We start from the raw sequence: 18,940 nt of genomic DNA, 5'->3' as shown, positions 1-18,940 counted from the left end.
CCGGGATTTCCGTACCTGATCGGCGCTGACGTCCACTGTGACTGTATCGGTACGAATGGAACGTCTGCGTCACCACCGAGAGAGGGGTCTGGAGTGACGTCACGTTCGTCGCGTTCGCGTGCCTCGCTGTGCGCCGCGACCGCCATCACCGTATTAGCGCTGGTCACAGCGCCCCAAGCCGGAGCGGCACCGGCACCGGGCGCCGTGCACACCACACCGGACAGATCCGGGAAGGACGTCGATGTCCGTGACACGGCGAGAACCAGTCCGCGCGTCCTGGCCGCGCGGGAACGGCTCGCCGCGTCGCGGGCGAACTCGCTCGCCACGGCGCGGGCGGAACTGGGCAACCAGGCCCTGCTCGACTTCGACGAGCTGACCGGCACACCCCGGATCCTGGCCCGCACCGACGGTTTCCTCACCGGACCGAGCGGCGGGTCACCCCGCGACATCGTGCTGAACTACTTGCGGGACAAGGAAGGCCTCGTCGGACTCAGTGCAGGCGACACCGCGAAACTGAACCTGCGCAAGGACTACGTCGACGTCGAAGGCACGCACCATCTGTCCTTCACCCAGTCCGTCGGCGGGGTTCCCGTATTCGGCAACGGGTTGAAGGCGCACGTCACCAAGGACGGCAGACTGATCCAGCTGGACGGCGCGCCCGTGCGCGACCTTCCCGCGTCGCTCGGCGCGGCGACGCTGGCCGCACCCGCCCCCGGCTCGAAGCAGGTCGCGTTCCTTACCGGCGACGGGATCCGCCCCGCCTGGTACACGCTGACCAGACCCGCCGTGGACCAGATGTTCCAGGAAGTGACCGACGCCGGCACCGGGAAACTGCTCTACCGCAAGAACCTGGTCAACCACGCCAACGACGCAGACGGAGCCAAGGGGCTCGCCTGGGAGGCTCAGCCCGGCCCGCAGAAGCAGGTCAACCTGAGCCAGAAGGGCTGGCTGCCCGCCGACGCCAAGACCCTGGACGGCAACGTCGCGCACGTCGCCGCCGACGTCAACGGCGACCAGAAGTTCCAGCCGCAGGAAGAGATCGGCCGGAACACCGACGGCACCTTCCGCTACAAGTTCACCGACTTCAACGCCACCGTCGGCCCACCGTGCTCGGCGGCGAGGCCCTGCTCCTGGGACCCGAAGACGCCCGGTTCGTGGGCGAAGAACCGCGAACAGAACGCCGTGCAGGCGCTGGCCTACGTCGGGAGCTTCCACGACCACCTCGCCTCCTTCCCGATCGGTTTCACCCGCCAGGCGGGCAACTTCGAGAAGGTCGACGGCGACGCCGTCCAGGTCCACACCCTGCTCGGCGCGGAGACGCCGGGCTACTACAACAACGCGTTCATGGGCACCCCGCCGGACGGCCAGGCGCCGACGATGGGGATGTTCCTGTTCCGCGACCCCAGGGACCCGACCGACCCGTTCCTCGCGGCGAACTCCGCCGACGACGCCACGATCATCCACCACGAGTACACCCACGGTCTGTCCAACCGGCTCGTCGTCGACGCGCAGGGCAACTCCACCCTGAGCTCCCTGCAGTCCGGCTCGATGGGCGAGGCCTGGAGCGACTGGTACGCCTTCGACTACCTCGTCGGGCGCAACGCGATCAAGGACACGTCGGCACCGGGTGAACTCCTCGGCGGCGACTACGTCAGCAACGGCGTCCCCCTCGCCCGCACCCAGCCGCTGGACTGCCCGGTCGGCGCCGCCGCGCCGCAGTGCCCCGGCACGCCCGGAGCCGGTCCCGGTGGGTACACCTACGGCGACCTCGGCCGGATCATCGGTTTCCCGGAGGTGCACGCCGACGGCGAGATCTGGGCGAGCACGCTGTGGGACATCCGCTCGGCACTCGGTGTGCAGTTGACGCGGGCGCTGGTCACCCGCGCGATGGAGCTTTCGCCCGCCGCGCCGTCGTTTCTGGACATGCGGAACGCGATCCTGCAGGCCGACACGGTGATCAACGGCGGCCGCGCGCACGCCAAACTGTGGAAGGCGTTCGCCGCCCGCGGCATGGGGTACTTCGCCGCGTCGATCACCGGCGCCGACACCGCGCCCGCCGAGGACTTCTCCACCCCGCCGCCGGCAGGCACCCCGACCGGGACGGTGACCGGCAAGGTCACCAACCGGGAGACCGGCACCCCGATCGCGGGCGTCGCGGTCCGGTTCAGCGGGCACGACTCCGGATTCGCCGGCTCCCTGTCCGCGGTCACCGACGCCGCGGGCGGCTACACCATCCCCGGCGTGCTCCCCGGCACCTATCCGAAGGTCTACGCCTCCGGAGGCGGCGCGGACAGCGAGACCCGCGCGGTCTCGGTGCGGTCGGGAACCACCAAGGTCGACTGGGCGCTGCGGTTCAACTGGGCATCCGGCGACGCGGGCGCGGGCGTCATCGCGTTCAACGGTGAGGACTTCACCCCCTACGGCTGTGGTCCCGGCGATCTCGTGGCCTCGTCGGCGCTCGGCGGTGGCGGCTGGTCGACCGACAAGGTCGTCGGCCCCGACGGCAAGATCGAGACGCGGTTCGTCACGATCAAACTGGGCAAACCGGTCAACGTCAGCGCCATCGAAATCGACCCGACCAATGTCTGCGGCGACGACCCGCCCGCCGCGGCCAAGGACGTCACGGTCGAGACCTCGGTGGACGGCACGACCTGGGTGAAGGCGGGCACCGGCGACTTCAAACCCGCCGACCTGAACAAGCTCACCGCGCTCCAGCTCGCTCCGGGCAGCGCGGCCGGGGTGCGGTTCGTGCGGCTGACCGTTTCGTCCAACCAGCTGTCGTTCTATCCGGACAGGCCCTGCTCGCCGCAGCCGACGACGGCCGGGTGCCTCTACATGGACGTGCAGAAACTGGCGGTGCGGGGCGCCGCCGCCTGACCTGCCGCTTCGGGCCTCGTGAGTGGTAAGGACGGTTCTAACCGTCCTTACCACTCACGAGTGCAGTAGGATGGGGGCATCGGGGTAGAAACGTGCTCTCCTCGCTGAGCACGCGCATACGCGGTATCGAATGAACCGTCACTCCTTCGTTCCGAAGGAGTCGACCTTTGCGTTCCCCTGTTCAAAGCCGTTCCCTCGCCGAAGTGTGGCCCGCGCTGGCCGGGCTTTCAGCGGTGTTCCTGTTCGAGATGCTCGACAACTCGATCCTCAACGTCGCGCTGCCGACCATCGGCCGCGAACTCGCCGCCTCGACGACGACACTGCAATGGGTCACCGGCGCGTATTCCGTCGTGTTCGGCGGCCTCATGCTCGCGTTCGGCGCGCTCGCTGACCGTGTGGGCAGGCGCAAGGTCATGCTCACCGGTCTCGTCCTGCTCGGCGTGGCGAGCCTGGCCACGATCTTCGTCACCGCCGCTTGGCAGCTCATCGCCGTCCGCGCGCTCATGGGCGTCGCGGCCGCGATGACGACGCCGGGTTCGCTCGCCCTCGCGTTCCGCCTGTTCGACGAAGACGTGCTGCGCGTCCGCGCGACCACACTGATCTCGACGGTGGGACTCATCGGCCTCGCCGTCGGCCCCACCGCCGGCGGGCTGGCGCTCACCATCGCGCCCTGGCAGGCGCTGCTGCTGGTGAACGTGCCCGTCGCCGCGTTGGCGTACCTCGGCATCCGGACCGGTATCCCCGCCGACGATCCCGACGGCCTGCACCGCGAACCGATCGACGTCGCAGGCGCCGTCCTGGGAACCGCGACGATCGTCCTCGCCCTGCTCGCCCCCACGTTCTTCATCGAAGCGGGCACCGGATCGGCTCTGCCCTGGGGAACCGCCGCGGCCGCCCTCGGCGCCGGAATCTGCTTCGTCCTCCGCGAGAAGACCGCCGGGCACCCTCTGCTCGACCTGGAACTCGTCGCCAGGCCGCTCGTGTCCAGCGGGCTGGCGCTGAAGGCCGCGGCCGGATTGGCGACCGCCGGGCTGAGCTACCTCGTGACGCTGCACCTCCAGTTCGGCCTCGGCTGGGCGCCCGCCCAAGCGGCGCTGGGAATGCTGCCCCAGGTCGTCGTCCTCATCGCCGGCGGCGCCCTCATCCGCCCGCTGATCACCCGCGTCGGGCTCACCAAGGCCGCCTGGCTCAGCGCCGCCGCCGTCGTATGCGGACTGGCGGTCTACACGGTGTTCGGCGGGCTCGGCTACGCCGGGATCGCCGTCGCGCTCGCCCTCGTCGCGGCGGGGATGAGGGTGGTCGGCGTCGTCGCGGGCACCAACGTCATGCGGGGCCTGCCCTCGGACCGGACCACCATCGGAGCCGCGCTCGTCGACACCTCCAGCGAGGTCACGACCGGGATCGGCATCGCGTTGAGCGGTACCGTCCTCGCGCTGGTCTTCCCGGGAGCGCTGTCCGGGGCCCTGCGGTCGGCCGACTTCCTGACGGCGACCAGCTACGCGGGGCTCGCCCTCACGGTGCTCTCCGCGGCACTGGTCGGCTTCGGCATCCTGCGCGGCAGGCATTCCGCGTGAAGGCCCCCTTCCCTCGGCTGAGCCGAGGGAAGGGGGCCTTCACGCGCTACCGGAGACTACAGTTTCGCGCACTGCCCGGCGGCCGGGCCGCGGACGGTGTTCTGCAGGTCGTAGTCCGTCGGAACGGGGGAGTTGGCGGCGCACGCCAGAGGTCCGCCGATCGTGCTCGAGGTCAGCACCGGCCCCTTGTTGCCCGTCAACGCCACCGGCCCGCCGATCTCGGTCAGCTCGATCGAGACCTGCCCGGTCGTCCCGGTGATCGCCACCGGGCCGCCCACCTTCGTCCGGTCCAGCACGACCTGCGCCGCACCGTTCGCGGTCACCGGACCGGAGATCGAGCCGCCGCGGACGATCAGGCTCGCGCCCGCCGACACCGACACCGGACCGGACACCGTCGCACCCTCCACACAGGTCACGCCGCTCTGGACGGTCAGCGGGCCCTTGCGCTCACCCGTGATCGTCTGGGTGCACGCCGCGTCGGGTTTGCCCAGCACCTCGAACTCCGAGAGCGACGCCTCGCCGCCCGTGGTCGCGGTGACTTCGAGCCGGTAGTAGGCGTAGTGCGCCGGATTCGCGATCTTGAACGCCCTGGTCTGCTGCCGCCACGAGAACTTCTGGTCGGTCCGCTGATCCGCGACCGCCCAGTTCTTCCCGTCGTAGGAGCCCTTCAGCACCCAGCTCTTCGCGTCGCCCGCACCCTTGCCCGAAGTCAGCGTGTAGAACGAACCCGCCTCGTTCGTCGACGGCACCTGGTACTGGATCGGCGCCTTGACCTTCGCCTCGGTCCGCGACGTGTTGTCGAAGAACGCCGCGTCCCCGCCCGAGACCGGCTTGGTCAGGTCGTGCACCGGCGTCGGCACCGCGTCGCCCTTGGTGATCGACTTCGGCGCGTCGTCCGGGCCGGTACCCCACGACGACGGGTTCGGCCCCATGTCGAAGTCGAGCGTGCCGCCGTTCGCGATCGCCGAATGCGCCAGCGACGTCGAGGTCTGCGCCTTGCCGTTCACCTTCAGACCCTGCACGTAGACGTTCTTCGCGCTGTTCTTCGGCGCGTTGACCACGATCTTCTTGCCGCCGGGCAGGTTCACGGTCGCCTTGGTGAACAGCGGCGAGCCGATCGCGTAGTCCGAGCTGCCGACCTGCAGCGGGTAGAAGCCCAGCATGCCGAACAGCCACCAGGCCGACTGCTCGCCGTTGTCCTCGTCACCGCCGTAGCCCTGGCCGAGCTCACTGCCGACGTACAACCTCGCCAGCGCCTCGCGGACCTTCGCCTGCGTCTTCGACGGCTGGCCCGCGTAGTCGTACATGTAGAGCGTGTGGTGCGCGGCCTGGTTCGAATGCGCGTACATGCCCATCCGCACGTCGCGGGCCTCGGTCATCTCGTGGATGACCCCGGGGTAGGTGCCGAATTTGAGCCCCTGCTCGGGTTTGGCGAAGAATTCGTCCAATTTGGACGCCAGCCCCGCCTTGCCGCCGAAGAGGTTCGCCAGGCCCTGTCCGTCCTGCGGAACCGAGAACCGCATGCCGTACGCGTTGGTCTCGGTGTAGTCGATACCCCAGACCTCCGGGTCGAACTGCTCCTTGCTCCGGGTGAACTTGCCCGCCGCGTCGCGGCCCTGGAAGAAACCGACACTCGGGTCGAACACGTTCACGTACTGCGTGGCCCGCTCGGTGAAGTACCCGTAGTTGTCCAGGTACTCCTGCTTGCGCGGATCGTTCGCCGGAGCCTCGTCGTAGAGCTTCTTCGACATGTTCGCGATGGCGTTGTCGTTGACGTAACCCTCGATCGCCCAGGAGAACCCGTGGTCCGCGGTGTTCGGCGCGTACCCGAGGAACGTGCCCTCGTCGATGCCCTTCCGGCCGACCGCGCCGTTCGGCGGGGTCACCGTGGCGTTCTTGATCGCCGAGTCGTAGGCCGACTGGACGTCGAAACCCTTGACTCCCTTGAGATAGGCGTCCGCGAACGCGGCGTCCGAGCTGGTGCCGGTCATCAGATCCGCGTAGCCGGGGGAGGACCAGCGCGAGATCCAGCCGCCGTCACGGTACTGCTGCACGAAACCGTCGACCAGCTTGCCCGTGGTTTGCGGGCTGAGCAGCGAATACGCCGACCACACCGTGCGGTAGGTGTCCCAGAACCCGTTGTTGACGTAGAACTCGCCGTCGACCAGTTTCGCCCCGGTCTGTGTCGGAGTGTCCTGACCGGCCTTGGGCGACACCGGACTCGCGTACTTCTTCACCGGCTTCTCGACGGTGCCGACGTTCTCGAAGCCCGAGTTCGGGTACAGGAACAGGCGGTAGAGGTTGGAGTACAGCGTGATCAGCTGATCCTTCGAGGCGCCTTCGACCTCGACGACCTTGAGCTTCTCGTCCCACGCGTTCTGCGCGGCTTCGGCGACGGACTCGAGCGTCGCGTTCGGGGCGAGCTCCTGCTCCATGTTCTTCTTCGCCTGGTCGACACTGATCAGCGAGGTCGCGATCCGCATGTTCACCGTCTTGTCGGCACCCGCGTCGAACTTCAGGTAGCCGAGGACGTTGTCCCGTTTCTGGTCACCCGAACCGGTGGACAGCTTCGAACCGGCGGTCACCGGCTTGTCGAAGGTGGCGTAGACGAACATCCGGGTCGCACCGGCCGACAGCCCGCTCTTCACGTCGCTGTAGCCGGTGATCGACCGGCCAGCCGGGTCCAGGGTGAGCCCGCCGTTGTTGTTGACGTTGTCGAAGATCAGGTTCGAGTCCGCCCCGGGGAACTTGAAGCGGTACAGCGCCGCGTGATCGGTCGGCGCGACCTCGGTCTTGATCCCGTTCTCGAAGTCGACGCCGTAGTAGTGCGCCCGCGCCGTCTCGTTTGAGTGCTTGAACGGCAGCTTCCGCGCTTCACGGTCCGGATTCGGCACGCCGCTCGCCGTCGAGGGCAGGAACTGGAAGGTCTGCCGGTCGGCCATCCACGGGCTCGGCGCGTGGCTCGCGGAGAACGCCTGCAGCGCCGGAAGGTTCTGCTCGTTGTTGCGCGAGTGGTAGGAGTACATCCAGCTCAACGTGCCCGCGTCGGTCGTCGGGATCCAGAAGTTGAACCCGTGCGGGACCGCCGTGGCCGGCATGTTGTTGCCGCGCGAGAACGACCCGTTGGACAGCGAACCGCGCGTGGTCAGCACGTTGTCGGACGGACGCAGGCTCGCCGGCGGCGTCGGTGTGGCCGACACCTTGATGTCGTCCAGCCAGCCCTGCAGCGAACCCGGGCCGTCGGCGTTGTCGTAGCCGACCAGGATGCGGTCGATCGTCTTGCCCTTCGCGACCACGCCGATCTGCGAACGCACCAGGTTCCACTGGTTGGTGTAGAGCACCTTGCTCGCGCCCTGGCCCTGCGGGGAAAGGCCGAAACCGTACTGGTCGACGGCGCCGAGCTGGCTCAGGTAGGTGCCGTCGGTGAACGCCAGGTCCACCGCGACGTTCGTGCTCGGGTACTTGAGGTCGCCGCGGATGAACTCCGGCTGCACCTTGTACGACAGCTCCGAGGTCGCCGCCACCGGGATGTCGACGTCGAAGATCTTGTTGTACGACCACCCGTGTCCCTGCGCCTTGTGGCTGCCGGAGTAGCGGAACGCGCGCAGGCCGGTGAAGCCGACCCGGTTCTTGCTGGTGTAGCCGCTGCCCGGACCGCTGTCGGCGAAGCTGCGCATGTTCGGCAGCGCCGGCGGCGCCGGGTCCTCGTTCGCCAGCAGCAGCTCCGAGAGCTGCATGATCGGGCCGCCGTTGTTCTTGGTGACGTCGAGCCGGAAGAACTTGTACGCGGCGCTCGCGGCGGCGAGGCGGTACTCCTTCTTCTGGAACGGCTCGCTGAACTTCTGCCCGGTCTGCCTGTCCAAATCGGTCCAGGACTGTCCGTCGGCGGAACCCTGAAGCGTCCAGTCCTGCGGGTTGCGGTTGTCGAAGTCGTTCGCCGAGGACAGCGCATAGCGGGTGATCGACGTCGGCTCGGACAGCGTGATCCGCGCCCAGCCGGTCGGGGTCCAGGCCAGCCACTTGGTGTCGGTCGAACCGTCGACCAGGTTCGCCACGCCCTCGTTCGGGGTGTTCTCGCTGTTGGCGGAGACCTCGGTGACCTTGCCGCGGATGTCACCGGGGATGGTGGTGGCGTTCGCGCCGTCGACACCGAAGGCCTTCGGCTTGCCGGACGGGTCGACGTCGACAGTGTCGCTCCACGTCGGCTCCGGCTCGCCTTGTTCGAAAGAGGAGTAGAAATCCGGTGGGAGCTCTTCGGCCGAGGCGGTGGCCGGGAGGGCTACCAGCCCGGACGCCACGACCGTGGCACTCAGAAGGCTGCAGACCCAGGGTCTGACGCTTCGGGGCATCGTTGCACCAATGCTTTCTCGCAGGGGACCGGTGACGCCAAGAGAGAAAAACTCGCGTGTGACATCGATGTCAAGACACCCGGACAAACCTGACCCGAACTGGACAACCCGGATGTCCCGAAACCTGGTGGACAACGGACAGGGGCGGGGCCAGGGTGAAGTGACGGCTGAAGTCGATCCGGGAAACTGGGGTGGGGACATGCGGCGGTTGTCCATGCTCGGCGTGGCAGCGCTCATCACGGCAGGCTCGATACTCACGGCTCCGGCGGCCACCGCCGGCGAAACGACCATCCGCCCGGTGCGCACCTGCGCCGACCTGGTGCGGACCTACGACGTTCCCGGCGCGACCACGCACGTCGAGACCGCGACCGTCGTACCGGCGACAGCGACCGAACCGGAGAACTGCGACGTCCGCGGCTATGTGGAGCCAGCGGTGCGGTTCCAGCTGCGGCTGCCGACCAAGACCTACGCCGGCCGGTACCTGCAGTTCGGCTGCGGCGGCTTCTGCGGGGTGGTCACCACGCCGCCGTTCGCCGACTGCGGCCTCCCGCACGGGGGTGACGTCGCCGTCGCGGCCACCGACGACGGGCACGTCGGCAAGACCCCCGCGATCGTCGACGACGGCAAGTGGGCCGAGAACGACCAGGCCGCCCGCGACGACTTCGCGTTCCGTGCGCCGCACGTGGTCTCGAAGGCGTCCAAACGGCTGATCACGGCGTTCTACGGCGCTCCGCCGAAGAAGTCGTACTTCAGCGGCTGCTCCGACGGCGGCCGCGAGGCGCTGCTGCTCGCGCAGCGCTACCCGCACGACTTCGACGGCATCGTCGCCGGTGCGCCGGCCGGATACTGGGGACCGCTGCTCGGCGTGTACCAGACCTGGCTCGCCAAGGTGAACACCGGCGCCGACGGCAAGCCGATCCTGACCGCGGACAAACTCCCGGCGCTGCACGCCGCCGCACTGTCCTCTTGCGACAAGTCCGACGGGCTCGGCGACGGCGCCATCGACGACCCCCGCACCTGCCGGTTCGACCCGGCCACGATCGCCTGCCCGCCGGGCACCGACAACGCGGGCTGTCTCACCGCGGCGCAGGTGGCCGCCACGAAGAAGATCTACGCGCCGCCGACCGACGAACGCGGCCGCAAGCTGTACCCGGGCGGCCAGACCGTCGGCTCCGAACTCTCGTGGTACGGCTGGATCATTCCGTCGCCGGAAACCGGTGGAATCCCGTTCGCGCACGCACTCGCCGACAACTACCTGAAGTACATGGCCTACCCGATCGGCACACCGCATTCGTCGGTCGGGAAATTCGCCTTCACCTCCCGTGAATTCGACCGGCTGACCCCGGAAGGCATCCGCTCCAACGCGATGTCGACGGATCTGCGCGAATTCCGCCGCGCGGGCGGGAAACTCGTGATCTGGCACGGCTGGGCGGATCAGGCGATCCCCGCCGCGGGCACCATCGACTACTACGAGCGGCTCACCCGCGCCAACGGCGGCCCCGCCGCGACGTCGAACTGGGCCCGGCTGTTCATGGTTCCCGCGCTGTACCACTGCGCGACCGGCGACAAGCTGACCGAGTACGACCCGCTGAAGGAACTGGTCTCCTGGGTCGAGCGCGGCACCGCACCGGACCGGACGATCGCCACCGGCCGCGACGCCGACGGCAAGGTCTTCCGTACGCGGCCCGTGTTCCCGTATCCGCTGCAGGCCAAGTACGACGGCACGGGAAGCGTCGACGACGCCGCGAACTTCGTGCCCGCACCGCCTTCGCGGCCTTCGCACGATCTTGTGAACTGGGCGGGAAACGGGCTGTACGGCAAGCCGGGCCCGGTCGCTCCCTGAAGGTGTCGCGGCGCGTCTCGTGAGTGGTAAGGACGGTTAGAACCGTCCTTACCACTCACGAGTCAGGAAAGGACGCCGTCCAGCAGCCGGACCCGCCGGTCCGCTATCCGGTGCACCTCGTCGTCGTGCGTCGCCACGATGACCGCGGCGCCCTCTTCGGCGCAGCGCCGCAACAGCCGCAGCACCCGTGGCGTGCTCCCCGCGTCCAGATGCGCCGTCGGCTCGTCGGTGAGCAGGACCCGGGGCCGCCCGCTGACCGCCCTGGCGAGCGCGACCCGCTGCTGCTGCCCGAACGAGACCTCGAGCGGGTAGCGGTCGCCGAGGTCGCCGATCCCGAGTTCCTCCAGCAGTTCCGAAACGCGCGTGTGGATGTCCTTCGCGCTGGGTTTGGGGACGTCGGACCGGAGCCGCAACGGTAGCGCCACGTTCTCCGCGATCGTCAGTTCGTTCGCCAGGCCGAGCGCCTGCGGCAGGACGGCGCAGGTGTGCCATGGCGGCGCGCCCGCTATCGGGACGCCGTCCAGCAGGACGCTGCCGGAATCCGGCGAGTCGAAACCGCACAGCAGGGCCAGCAACGCGCTCTTGCCGGAGCCGGACCGGCCGGACACGGTGACCAGCTCGCCCGCGGCCACCTGCAGTTCGAGCCCGCGCAGGACTTCGACGTCCCCGCTGGGATGGGGGAACCGGCGGCGTAACCCGACGGCCTCGAGGGCGGGTTCCGCCGTCACGGCACGACCTCCCGTTCTTCGACCTTTTCCAGTCTGCCCTTGTGCATCCGGGCCACCCGGCTGCCGAGTTCGATGAGCCGGTCGTCGTGCGAGGCGACGATGACGGCGAAATCCTGACCCGCCAGGTATTTCAGGGTGTCGAGCACCCGGTCGGCCGAGGCTTCGTCCAATTGGGACGTCGGCTCGTCGGCGAGCACGACGGTCGAGCGGCGGGCGAGGGTGCAGCCGAACGCGAGGCGTTGCTGCTGCCCGCCCGACAGCGCGGAGATCCGCCAGCTACCCGTTCCGCCGAGCCCCAGCTGATCGAGGATGTCGTCGGGAAGGCATTCGGTTCCGGCCGATTCCGCCGCTGCGCGGAGATTGTCGGCGACGCTCAGATACGCGAGCAGGTTGTCGGTCGGGTTCTGGAACACCAGGCCGAGGTGCGTCCGTCGCAGCGCCCGCCGGTCACGATGCCGCAGCTTTCCGGTTTCGGTGCCCTGAAAGGAGATCGTTCCCCGTACGGGCTGCTCGAACAGGCCGAGCGTCCGCAGGAGGGTGGACTTCCCGGAGCCGGACGGTCCCGCCAGCACGGTGATCCCGCGCGCCGGGATGTCGATGGTGACGTCGTCGACGCCGGTGACCGTACCCGCCGGCGTCTGGTAGTCGACGCCGATCCCACGCAGCCGGAAGATCGGTTTCTCAGGCACGGATCAACTCCGCGGTCCGGGCGGTGCGCACCGAGCGCATCGCGATCCAGCCCGCCAGCGCCACGACGAGCACACCGACGGCGAGTACGGTCAGGGCGAGCGGGGTCGGGTCGGGCAGTGCCGACTGCGGCGGGAGGAACGTCGCCGGGTCGAAGCGCGGCACCGAAAGCCCCGCGACCGACACACCGCAGACGACGCCGATCACCACGGCGAGCCCGCTGAGCGCGCCCAGTTCCATCAGGTGACTCGCCAGCAGGGCACGCGGCCGCATCCCCATCCGCAGCACCAGCGCCCCGGCCAGCGCGTTCTGGCGACGGCGGACTTCGACCGCGACCAGGAGCGACAGCACCGCCACCACACCGAGCACGGCACCGAGCAGGGCCATGAACGAGAACGTCCACGACACCACGTAGAACGGGAGCGCGTCGAGCGCGGACTCGCGGGTGACGCGGTTGACCGCGGTCATCACCCCCACCGAGGCCAGCGCCTCGGTCACCTGTGTCATCGACGAGCTGGACAGCAGGCTCCACTTGGGCACGGTGCGCAGCTGCGCCTCGCTGAGCGAATCCCGGGAGACCACGTACCCGGCCTTGGTGCCGATGATCGGGAACATCGGCAGTTCGCCGATCGCCCTGGCGTCCCCGAGACCTGACGGCAAGGTGGCTTTCTGCGCCGGGTCGTTCCCGATCCGGATCGCCGGGACACCGGCGCCGGGGCTCGACAGACCGCCCAGCAGCCGGTCGACCTCCGCGTCGTCGAGCGGGCCGAGCGTGGCCGCGTGCCGGAAGGTCCGCGGATCCACGACCAGTACGACGTTGCCGGAACCGGTCAGCTCGCCGACGATCGCGGTGCTGTCGCTGATCGAGGCGGGCAGCGCGACCTTCCCGGTGCCGACGACGCTTTCGGTGTCGACCCTGGTCTCGGCCCCGACGAAGATGGCGGACTTCGTCTGCAGCGCCTCTTCCTGGCCTCGGGCGATGCCGATCCCCGTGGCCAGTGTCCCGATGGCCAGCGTGCCGATCACGAGTACGCCGGTGACCGGGGCGCGGGCGCTGGCGAGCCGCCGGATGGCCAGTTGCAGCGCGGGACGGGACCACAGCCGGGCGCGATGCGACGCGTGCAGGGCGAGCCAGGCCAGCCGTGCGGCGACGAGCCCGACGGTGAGCACGACGAACACCGGGTACGTGAGCGCGAGCGGATCGACCTGGGGGAGCGGGTTGCCGATCCGCGATCCCTTGCTGTAGTCGACGAGCCGGTTCCAGCCGAGCAGGGCGACACCGGCGGTGAGCAGCTCCCACGGGAAGAACGCCAGGAGCCGCACCTTCTTGCGGCGTCCGGAGCGGACCCGGCCGAGTTCGAACTCCCGATGGGTGCGCACGGAGATCACGCCGGCGAGCAGCGCGAGCGAGACGAGCAGGATCGCGGCCGCGACGAGCGACCCCCACAGTGTCGCCCCGTCGTTCAGTTCACCCGGTGGCCCGTATACGCCGAGCAACAGCCGGGCCAGCACCCCGCCCGCCACGCCGCCCGCGACGATCGGGAGCCCGAGCTCTGCCACCGCGAGCAGCCCGAGCGCTCCCGGACCGCTGCCGCGGGCCGACAGCAACCGCAGCTGCGGATGACGCCGCTGGTACCACTGCAGGGCGACTGTGCCGATCCCGGCGCAGCCGACCAGGATGCTGATGGCCGCGAGCGGCAGGATCGAGATCAGGACGTTCGATTCCGCCTGGTTGCTGATCTCCACGGACCGCTCGAACGGCAGCGAGCCGATGATCGCGTCGCCGAGGCCGCGGGAACCCAGGTCCGCCTTGACGGCGGCGATGAGGGCTTTGCCGCGTTCCTGCCGGTCCTCGGCCTCGCTCACCGTCTTGGGCGGGGCCTCGTAGAACGACAAGTGGAGCGTCTTGATCGTCGGGACGTTCAGCGCGCGGATCGTGTCGTCGAAGGTCTTGCCGTCGTTGGCGAACATGACCGAGTCGAGCGGGTCGTTGGCGAGCCTGCTGACGACGGCGTTCCGCTGTTGCGAGCACCACCAGCGCGGCGCGGGGTCGGGAAGATCGCGGTACAGCCCGGTCACCGGGGGGATCTGGGTGCCTTTGATGCTCGGGGTGGTGCCGGCCTTGATGTGCTCGGCCCCGGCCACGACGGTGCCGAGCAGGAATCCGGCGCCCGTCGATCCGCCCGCCAGATCGAGATGGCCCTCAAGAGCCTGGTCCCGGTGAGCGAGGACGACTTTGTAGTTGGGGTCGCCGTTGAACTCGGTGCCGAAGAGGAACGGCGTGTAGCGGGAGGTGACCGGCGCGGGGAAGCCGTGCGCCGGCGCGTTGCGGCGGACCGAGTCGATCACCTGCGGAGCGACCGCGGCGGGGACGTTGTCCTTGCTGAACACGGGCCCGTAGTAGTCCGGGCACACGATCTCGGACTGGTACGTGACGGCCGCGCCGCCCGCGGCCGATGCCTGCAGGACGGCGGCGGTGCCGAGGAAACAGGCCAGCAACGCGGTCACCGCGGCGATGATCAAGGTCAGAGGACTGGTCAGTGCCGCCTTCGGAGCAGCTCGCCACGGCATTGTCACCCTGGGCCCGCCGGGAGCCCCCCACCTCACCCGCATGGATACGCACGCTACCGGTCGAGGCGCCTGGGCAACAGAAAGAAATCACCGTTTGTTGCTGACGTGAAGTAAGGCATGGTCCATTGTGGTGATACGGGTGCATGACTACTGACTGTCCGTCACCAACTGATCGATCGTCGTGGCCTCACCCGCCTCGCTCTCCGCCGAGAATGCGGTTTCTCCGAGCGCCGCGACCACGACACCGGTGATCCGGTCGACGTCGCCGCGTTCGGCCTTCGGCAGGGGAGCACCCACCGAGCGGCGGGAAGCGGCGGCCGCCCCCAGCAGCCGTGCGGCCAGGCGATACGAGCCCGCCGCCGCTTCCGCGCCGGCGAGACCTTCGAGACCGAGCGCGATCGCGCGGGGATCCTCACTGCGGCGTGCGATCGCGAGGCCGTCGAGCTGGAGACGTTTCGCCGCGACCGTGTCTCCGCGCTGTTCGGCGATGAACCCGAGCTCGGCGAGGACCAGGGTGCTGCCCGCTTCCGACTCCACCCGGCGATGCCAGTCCAGTATGGACAGCAGGCGCTGCTCGGCCTCGTCGAACCGTCCCTGGCGTCGCGCGCCGAGCGCGAGCCCTGTTTCGGCGTAGACCTCACCGGGTTTGAAGCCGTGTTCGACAGCCAGCACCCTCGCCCGCTCGTGGAACTTGTCCGCTTCCTCGAAGTCGCCGGTGAGCAGCGCTGTCCGGCCCAGCCAGGACAGTTTGTAGGCGACTTCCGGCCACAGCTCGAGCTCCTCCGCGCGGCGGAGGCTTTCCCGATGGACGCGGGCGGCGTGTTCGTAGTCCCCGGCGATCGACGCCAGCATGCCGAGGACGAACGACGCCTGCAGCCAGCCCCAGCGTTCGCCGAGTCCGTCGAAGACGTCGGCGCTCTGCGCGGCGAGCCTGCCACCTCCGGTGAGGTCGCCACCGGAGATCAGATGGGACGCCCGCTCGCTCAGCGCGGCCGCCGCGCTCCAGTCGTCACCGATGTCGCGGGCGGTTTCCAGCGCGTCGAGCGTGAGCTTCTCCGCCCGGCACAGGTCGCCGACCGTCGACCACGCGTAGCCGAGGAACCACGACATCCGCGCCCGGACACCGGGATCGGCGATGGCCCGAACGGCGTCCTCCACGGCGGCGTCCGTTCCGGTGCCGTCGAGCACGGCGATCCCGGTGCGCCAGCCGAGCGCCTGCGCGTACTCGTCGCCGGCGCCGACCTCCGTGCCGAGCACGAGGTCCAGCGAGCGCCGGGCCTCGGTGAGCCGTCCGCGCAGGAACCAGAACCAGGTCGTCGCGTTCACCAGCCGCGCCGCGAGCCGTTGTTCTCCTTGTCTCAGCAGCGTTTCCAGCGCTCGGCGGGTGTTGGCGCCTTCGGCGTCCAGCCTGTCGAGCCAGCGACGCTGTTCCCGGCCGCGCAATCCCGCGTCGCCACGTTCGGCCAGCTCGACGTGGAAGCGGGCGTGCCGCAAGTACAGGTCGTCGAGTTCTCCCGCTCGCCCGGCTTGGTCCAAGGCGTACGCCGCGACCGACTCCATCAGCCGGAACCGCGGTTCGCCGGACCTGCCCGGCCTGCTGACCACCAGCGACCTGTCGACGAGCCGGGACAACAGATCCAAGACGTCTCCGGCGGCGATCTCGCCGCCCGCGCAGACCGACTCGGCGGCGTCGAGCCCGCACCCCTCGGCGTGGACGGCGAGCCTGCGCAGCACGATCTGTTCGGGCTCGCTCAGGAGGCTCCAGCTCCAGTCGATCATCGCGCGGAGGGTCTGCTGGCGGCGCGGCCCGCCTCGTCTGCCCGAGGACAGCAGGCCGAACCTGTCGTCCAGGCGGGCGAGGAGTTCGTGCACGCCGAGTGTGCGGACCCGGGTGGCGGCGAGTTCGAGGGCCAGCGGGATTCCGTCGAGGGTGCGGCAGATCCGGGCGACCACCGCCGCGTTCTCCGCGTCGAGCGCGAACCCCGGCGCGGCCGCCGCGGCACGGGCGGTGAACAACCGGACCGCGCTCGACTCCCGCACGGCGGCGAAATCCGGCTGATCGGGCAGTTCGAGCGGCGGTACCGCCCAGACGTTCTCCCCTGGCAACCCGAGCGGTTCCTGGCTGGTGGCGAGCACACGCAACCGCGGTACCGCCGCGAGCAGCCGTTCCACCAGCGCCGCGACCGGCTCGACGACCTGCTCGCAGTTGTCCAGTACGAGCAGGATCTCCTTGTCCCGTAAGGCCGCGGCCATCGACTGGGTCAGCGTTCCGGTGGACGTCGCCTCCTCTCGGAGATCCAGCACGGCCGCGACGACGACGGCGACGAGATCCTCGGGCGGGCACGTCGGGCACTCGACGACGTCCAGGCCCGACAGCTCGACGAGCCAGGTGCCGTCGGCCATCGCGAGCTTCGACGCGGCCTCGATGGCGAGCCGGGTCTTGCCCACGCCGCCGGGGCCGGTGAGGGTGACCAGCCGCGCGTCGGTGACGAGCGCACCGACCTCCTTGACCGCGGTCGTGCGGCCGATCAGCTCGGTCAGCGCCTCGGGGAGGTTTCCGCGCACCGGCTCGGCGGCGCGATCCGGCTCCAGCTCCGGGCTGCGGGTGAGGATCGCCTGGTGCAGGGCCGCGAGGTCCGGGCCCGGTTCGAGCCCGGACTCGTCACGCAGCCGGGTGCGCAGCTCGGCATAGGTTTCGAGCGCTTCGCTGTGCCGTCCGGCCGCGTACAACGCGCGCATCAGCAGGCCGCGCAGCCGCTCTCGCAGCGGATTCCGCGAGACCAGACCGGCCAGTTCCCCGGTGAGGACGCCGTGTTCGCCGAGCGCCAGCCGGGCTTCGGCGCGCTCCTCCTCGGCGAGCAGCCTTTCCTCCTCCAGCCGCTGAGCGGCGGCGACGGCGAAGGGCTCGTCCTCGAAGCCGGCATAGGCAGTCCCTCGCCACAACGCCAGCGCGTCCGCCAGCAGCGCCGCGCGAGCGCGCGGGTCGACCGCGTCGCGGGCGCGGGCGGTGAGCGCGCGGAACCGATGGACGTCCAGCTCGCCGGGCTCGACGGCGAGGACGTAGCCGGCCGGTTGGTACGTCACGAGCTCCCTGGCGCCCGGCTCGGCCTTGTCCAGGGCGCGGCGCAACTGGGAGACCTTGGTCTGCAGGGTGTTGCCCGGATTGCCCGGCGGGTGCTCGCCCCAGAGATCGTCGGTCAACGACGACACCGACGCCGCCCTGCCCTCGCGGGACAACAGCGCGGCGAGCAGGAGGCGGACCTTCGCCTCGGGCACGACGACGGGCTCGCCCGCGGTCGTCCACGCGGCGAGCGGCCCGAGCACTCCGAATCGCACGAAACCGACGTTAGCGCGGACCACCGACAAGACCGTGCGTGAACCCGCAGCGATTCGTGCGCGGGCCGCGTCACGGTGGTCCCATGAGCGAACACGGCAAGACCCCGGTGACGGTACTGGGGCTGGGCGCGATGGGAAGCGCGCTCGTAGAAGCACTACTCACCGCAGGCCATCCGGTCACCGGGTGGAACCGGACCGCGAGCCGGGCCGAGGCAGTGGCGGCGAAGGGTGCTTCGGTCGCCTCGACGGTCTCGGAGGCCCTCGCGGCGGACGAGAACGCGATCGTGATCGCCTGCCTGCTCGACTACGACTCGGTGCACGAGGTCCTGGACCCGGTGGCGGCCGAGCTCAAGGGACGGCAGCTGATCAACCTGACCAACGGCACCCCCGGCCAGGCGCGTGAAATGAGCGCCTGGGCGGAGGAGCACGGCGCGGCTTACCTGGACGGCGGGATCATGGCCGTCCCGCCGATGATCGGCACGCCCGCGGCGTTCATCTTCTACAGCGGATCGGGCACCGTCTTCGGCCGGGCCCGCACCGCGCTCGACACCTTCGGCGGCGTCAACTACCTCGGCGCAGACCCCGGACTGGCGCCACTGCACGACATCGCGCTGCTCAGCGGGATGTACGGGTACTTCGTCGGCGTCATCCAGGCGTACGCGCTGGTCGGCTCCGCCGGGGTCAAGGCACGGGAATTCGCGCCGTTGCTCCGCGGCTGGCTGGACGCGATGGGCGGCTTCCTGGAGCGCTCGGCCGAACAGATCGACGACGGCGACTACCTGACCGATGTCGTGTCGAACATCGGGATGCAGGCGGCCGCCTACCCCAACCTGGCGCGGGCGGCGAACGACCAGGGCATCAGCGCCGAGTTGCTCACGCCGCTCCAGTCGCTGATGGACAAGCGGGTCGCCGACGGACACGGCGCCGAAGACCTGATCGGCGTCATCGAACTCCTCAAGAAGTAAGGGAAAACAC

At 69.6% G+C, this 18,940-nt stretch carries 9 protein-coding genes; 4 read left to right on the top strand and 5 right to left on the bottom strand.

The features are described from left to right. Window positions 1-93: 93 nt before the first annotated feature. Window positions 94-2,877 (top strand): M36 family metallopeptidase, encoded by a 2,784-nt coding sequence (locus ACFWIW_RS06860; protein WP_378367539.1) that lies wholly within the window; start codon window positions 94-96, stop codon window positions 2,875-2,877. A 167-nt stretch (window positions 2,878-3,044) separates the two neighbouring features. Then, window positions 3,045-4,451 (top strand): MFS transporter, encoded by a 1,407-nt coding sequence (locus ACFWIW_RS06855; RefSeq protein ID WP_378367538.1) that lies wholly within the window; start codon window positions 3,045-3,047, stop codon window positions 4,449-4,451. Between the two features lie 56 nt (window positions 4,452-4,507). Here ACFWIW_RS06855 and ACFWIW_RS06850 read toward each other — a convergent pair whose 3' ends face one another. Next, window positions 4,508-8,800 (bottom strand): GH92 family glycosyl hydrolase, encoded by a 4,293-nt coding sequence (locus ACFWIW_RS06850; protein WP_378367537.1) that lies wholly within the window; start codon window positions 8,798-8,800, stop codon window positions 4,508-4,510. 214 nt (window positions 8,801-9,014) lie between these two features. Between ACFWIW_RS06850 and ACFWIW_RS06845 the strand changes: the two genes are divergently transcribed. Continuing rightward, complete coding sequence (locus tag ACFWIW_RS06845) at window positions 9,015-10,643, top strand: tannase/feruloyl esterase family alpha/beta hydrolase (protein WP_378367782.1); 1,629 nt, start codon at window positions 9,015-9,017, stop codon at window positions 10,641-10,643. A 62-nt stretch (window positions 10,644-10,705) separates the two neighbouring features. Here ACFWIW_RS06845 and ACFWIW_RS06840 read toward each other — a convergent pair whose 3' ends face one another. From ACFWIW_RS06840 to ACFWIW_RS06825, 4 genes are all read right to left on the bottom strand, one after another. Then, entirely contained in the window at window positions 10,706-11,371 is a 666-nt protein-coding gene (locus ACFWIW_RS06840; RefSeq protein WP_378367536.1) for an ABC transporter ATP-binding protein, read from the bottom strand. After that, the gene (locus tag ACFWIW_RS06835) at window positions 11,368-12,060 is read right to left on the bottom strand and encodes an ABC transporter ATP-binding protein (protein WP_378367535.1); all 693 of its coding nucleotides are present in this window, start codon (window positions 12,058-12,060) and stop codon (window positions 11,368-11,370) included. Before ACFWIW_RS06835 ends, ACFWIW_RS06840 begins: the two co-directional genes overlap by 4 nt. Further along, the gene (locus ACFWIW_RS06830; protein ID WP_378367534.1) at window positions 12,053-14,629 is read right to left on the bottom strand and encodes an FtsX-like permease family protein; all 2,577 of its coding nucleotides are present in this window, start codon (window positions 14,627-14,629) and stop codon (window positions 12,053-12,055) included. Before ACFWIW_RS06830 ends, ACFWIW_RS06835 begins: the two co-directional genes overlap by 8 nt. 147 nt (window positions 14,630-14,776) lie before the next feature. Then, on the bottom strand, window positions 14,777-17,965 hold the full coding sequence (locus ACFWIW_RS06825) for a BTAD domain-containing putative transcriptional regulator (protein WP_378367533.1): 3,189 nt from the start codon (window positions 17,963-17,965) through the stop codon (window positions 14,777-14,779). 83 nt (window positions 17,966-18,048) lie between these two features. Between ACFWIW_RS06825 and ACFWIW_RS06820 the strand changes: the two genes are divergently transcribed. Beyond that, complete coding sequence (locus ACFWIW_RS06820) at window positions 18,049-18,930, top strand: NAD(P)-dependent oxidoreductase (RefSeq protein WP_378367532.1); 882 nt, start codon at window positions 18,049-18,051, stop codon at window positions 18,928-18,930. The last annotated feature ends 10 nt before the right edge of the window (window positions 18,931-18,940 follow it).

Origin of the sequence: Amycolatopsis sp. NPDC058340, from assembly GCF_042723975.1 — a bacterium.
In the GTDB taxonomy this organism is placed as follows: Bacteria; Actinomycetota; Actinomycetes; order Mycobacteriales; family Pseudonocardiaceae; genus Amycolatopsis.
The sequence above is the reverse complement of the archived record's forward strand: the minus strand, read 5'-3'. Positions and strand labels throughout refer to the sequence as shown.

Coding starts and splice junctions, on each gene's coding strand:
- ACFWIW_RS06850 (WP_378367537.1), bottom strand. CDS start 8,800: ATGCCCCGAAGCGTCAGACCCTGGGTCTGCAGCCTTCTGAGTGCCACG.
- ACFWIW_RS06820 (WP_378367532.1), top strand. CDS start 18,049: ATGAGCGAACACGGCAAGACCCCGGTGACGGTACTGGGGCTGGGCGCG.
- ACFWIW_RS06830 (WP_378367534.1), bottom strand. CDS start 14,629: ATGCCGTGGCGAGCTGCTCCGAAGGCGGCACTGACCAGTCCTCTGACC.
- ACFWIW_RS06845 (WP_378367782.1), top strand. CDS start 9,015: ATGCTCGGCGTGGCAGCGCTCATCACGGCAGGCTCGATACTCACGGCT.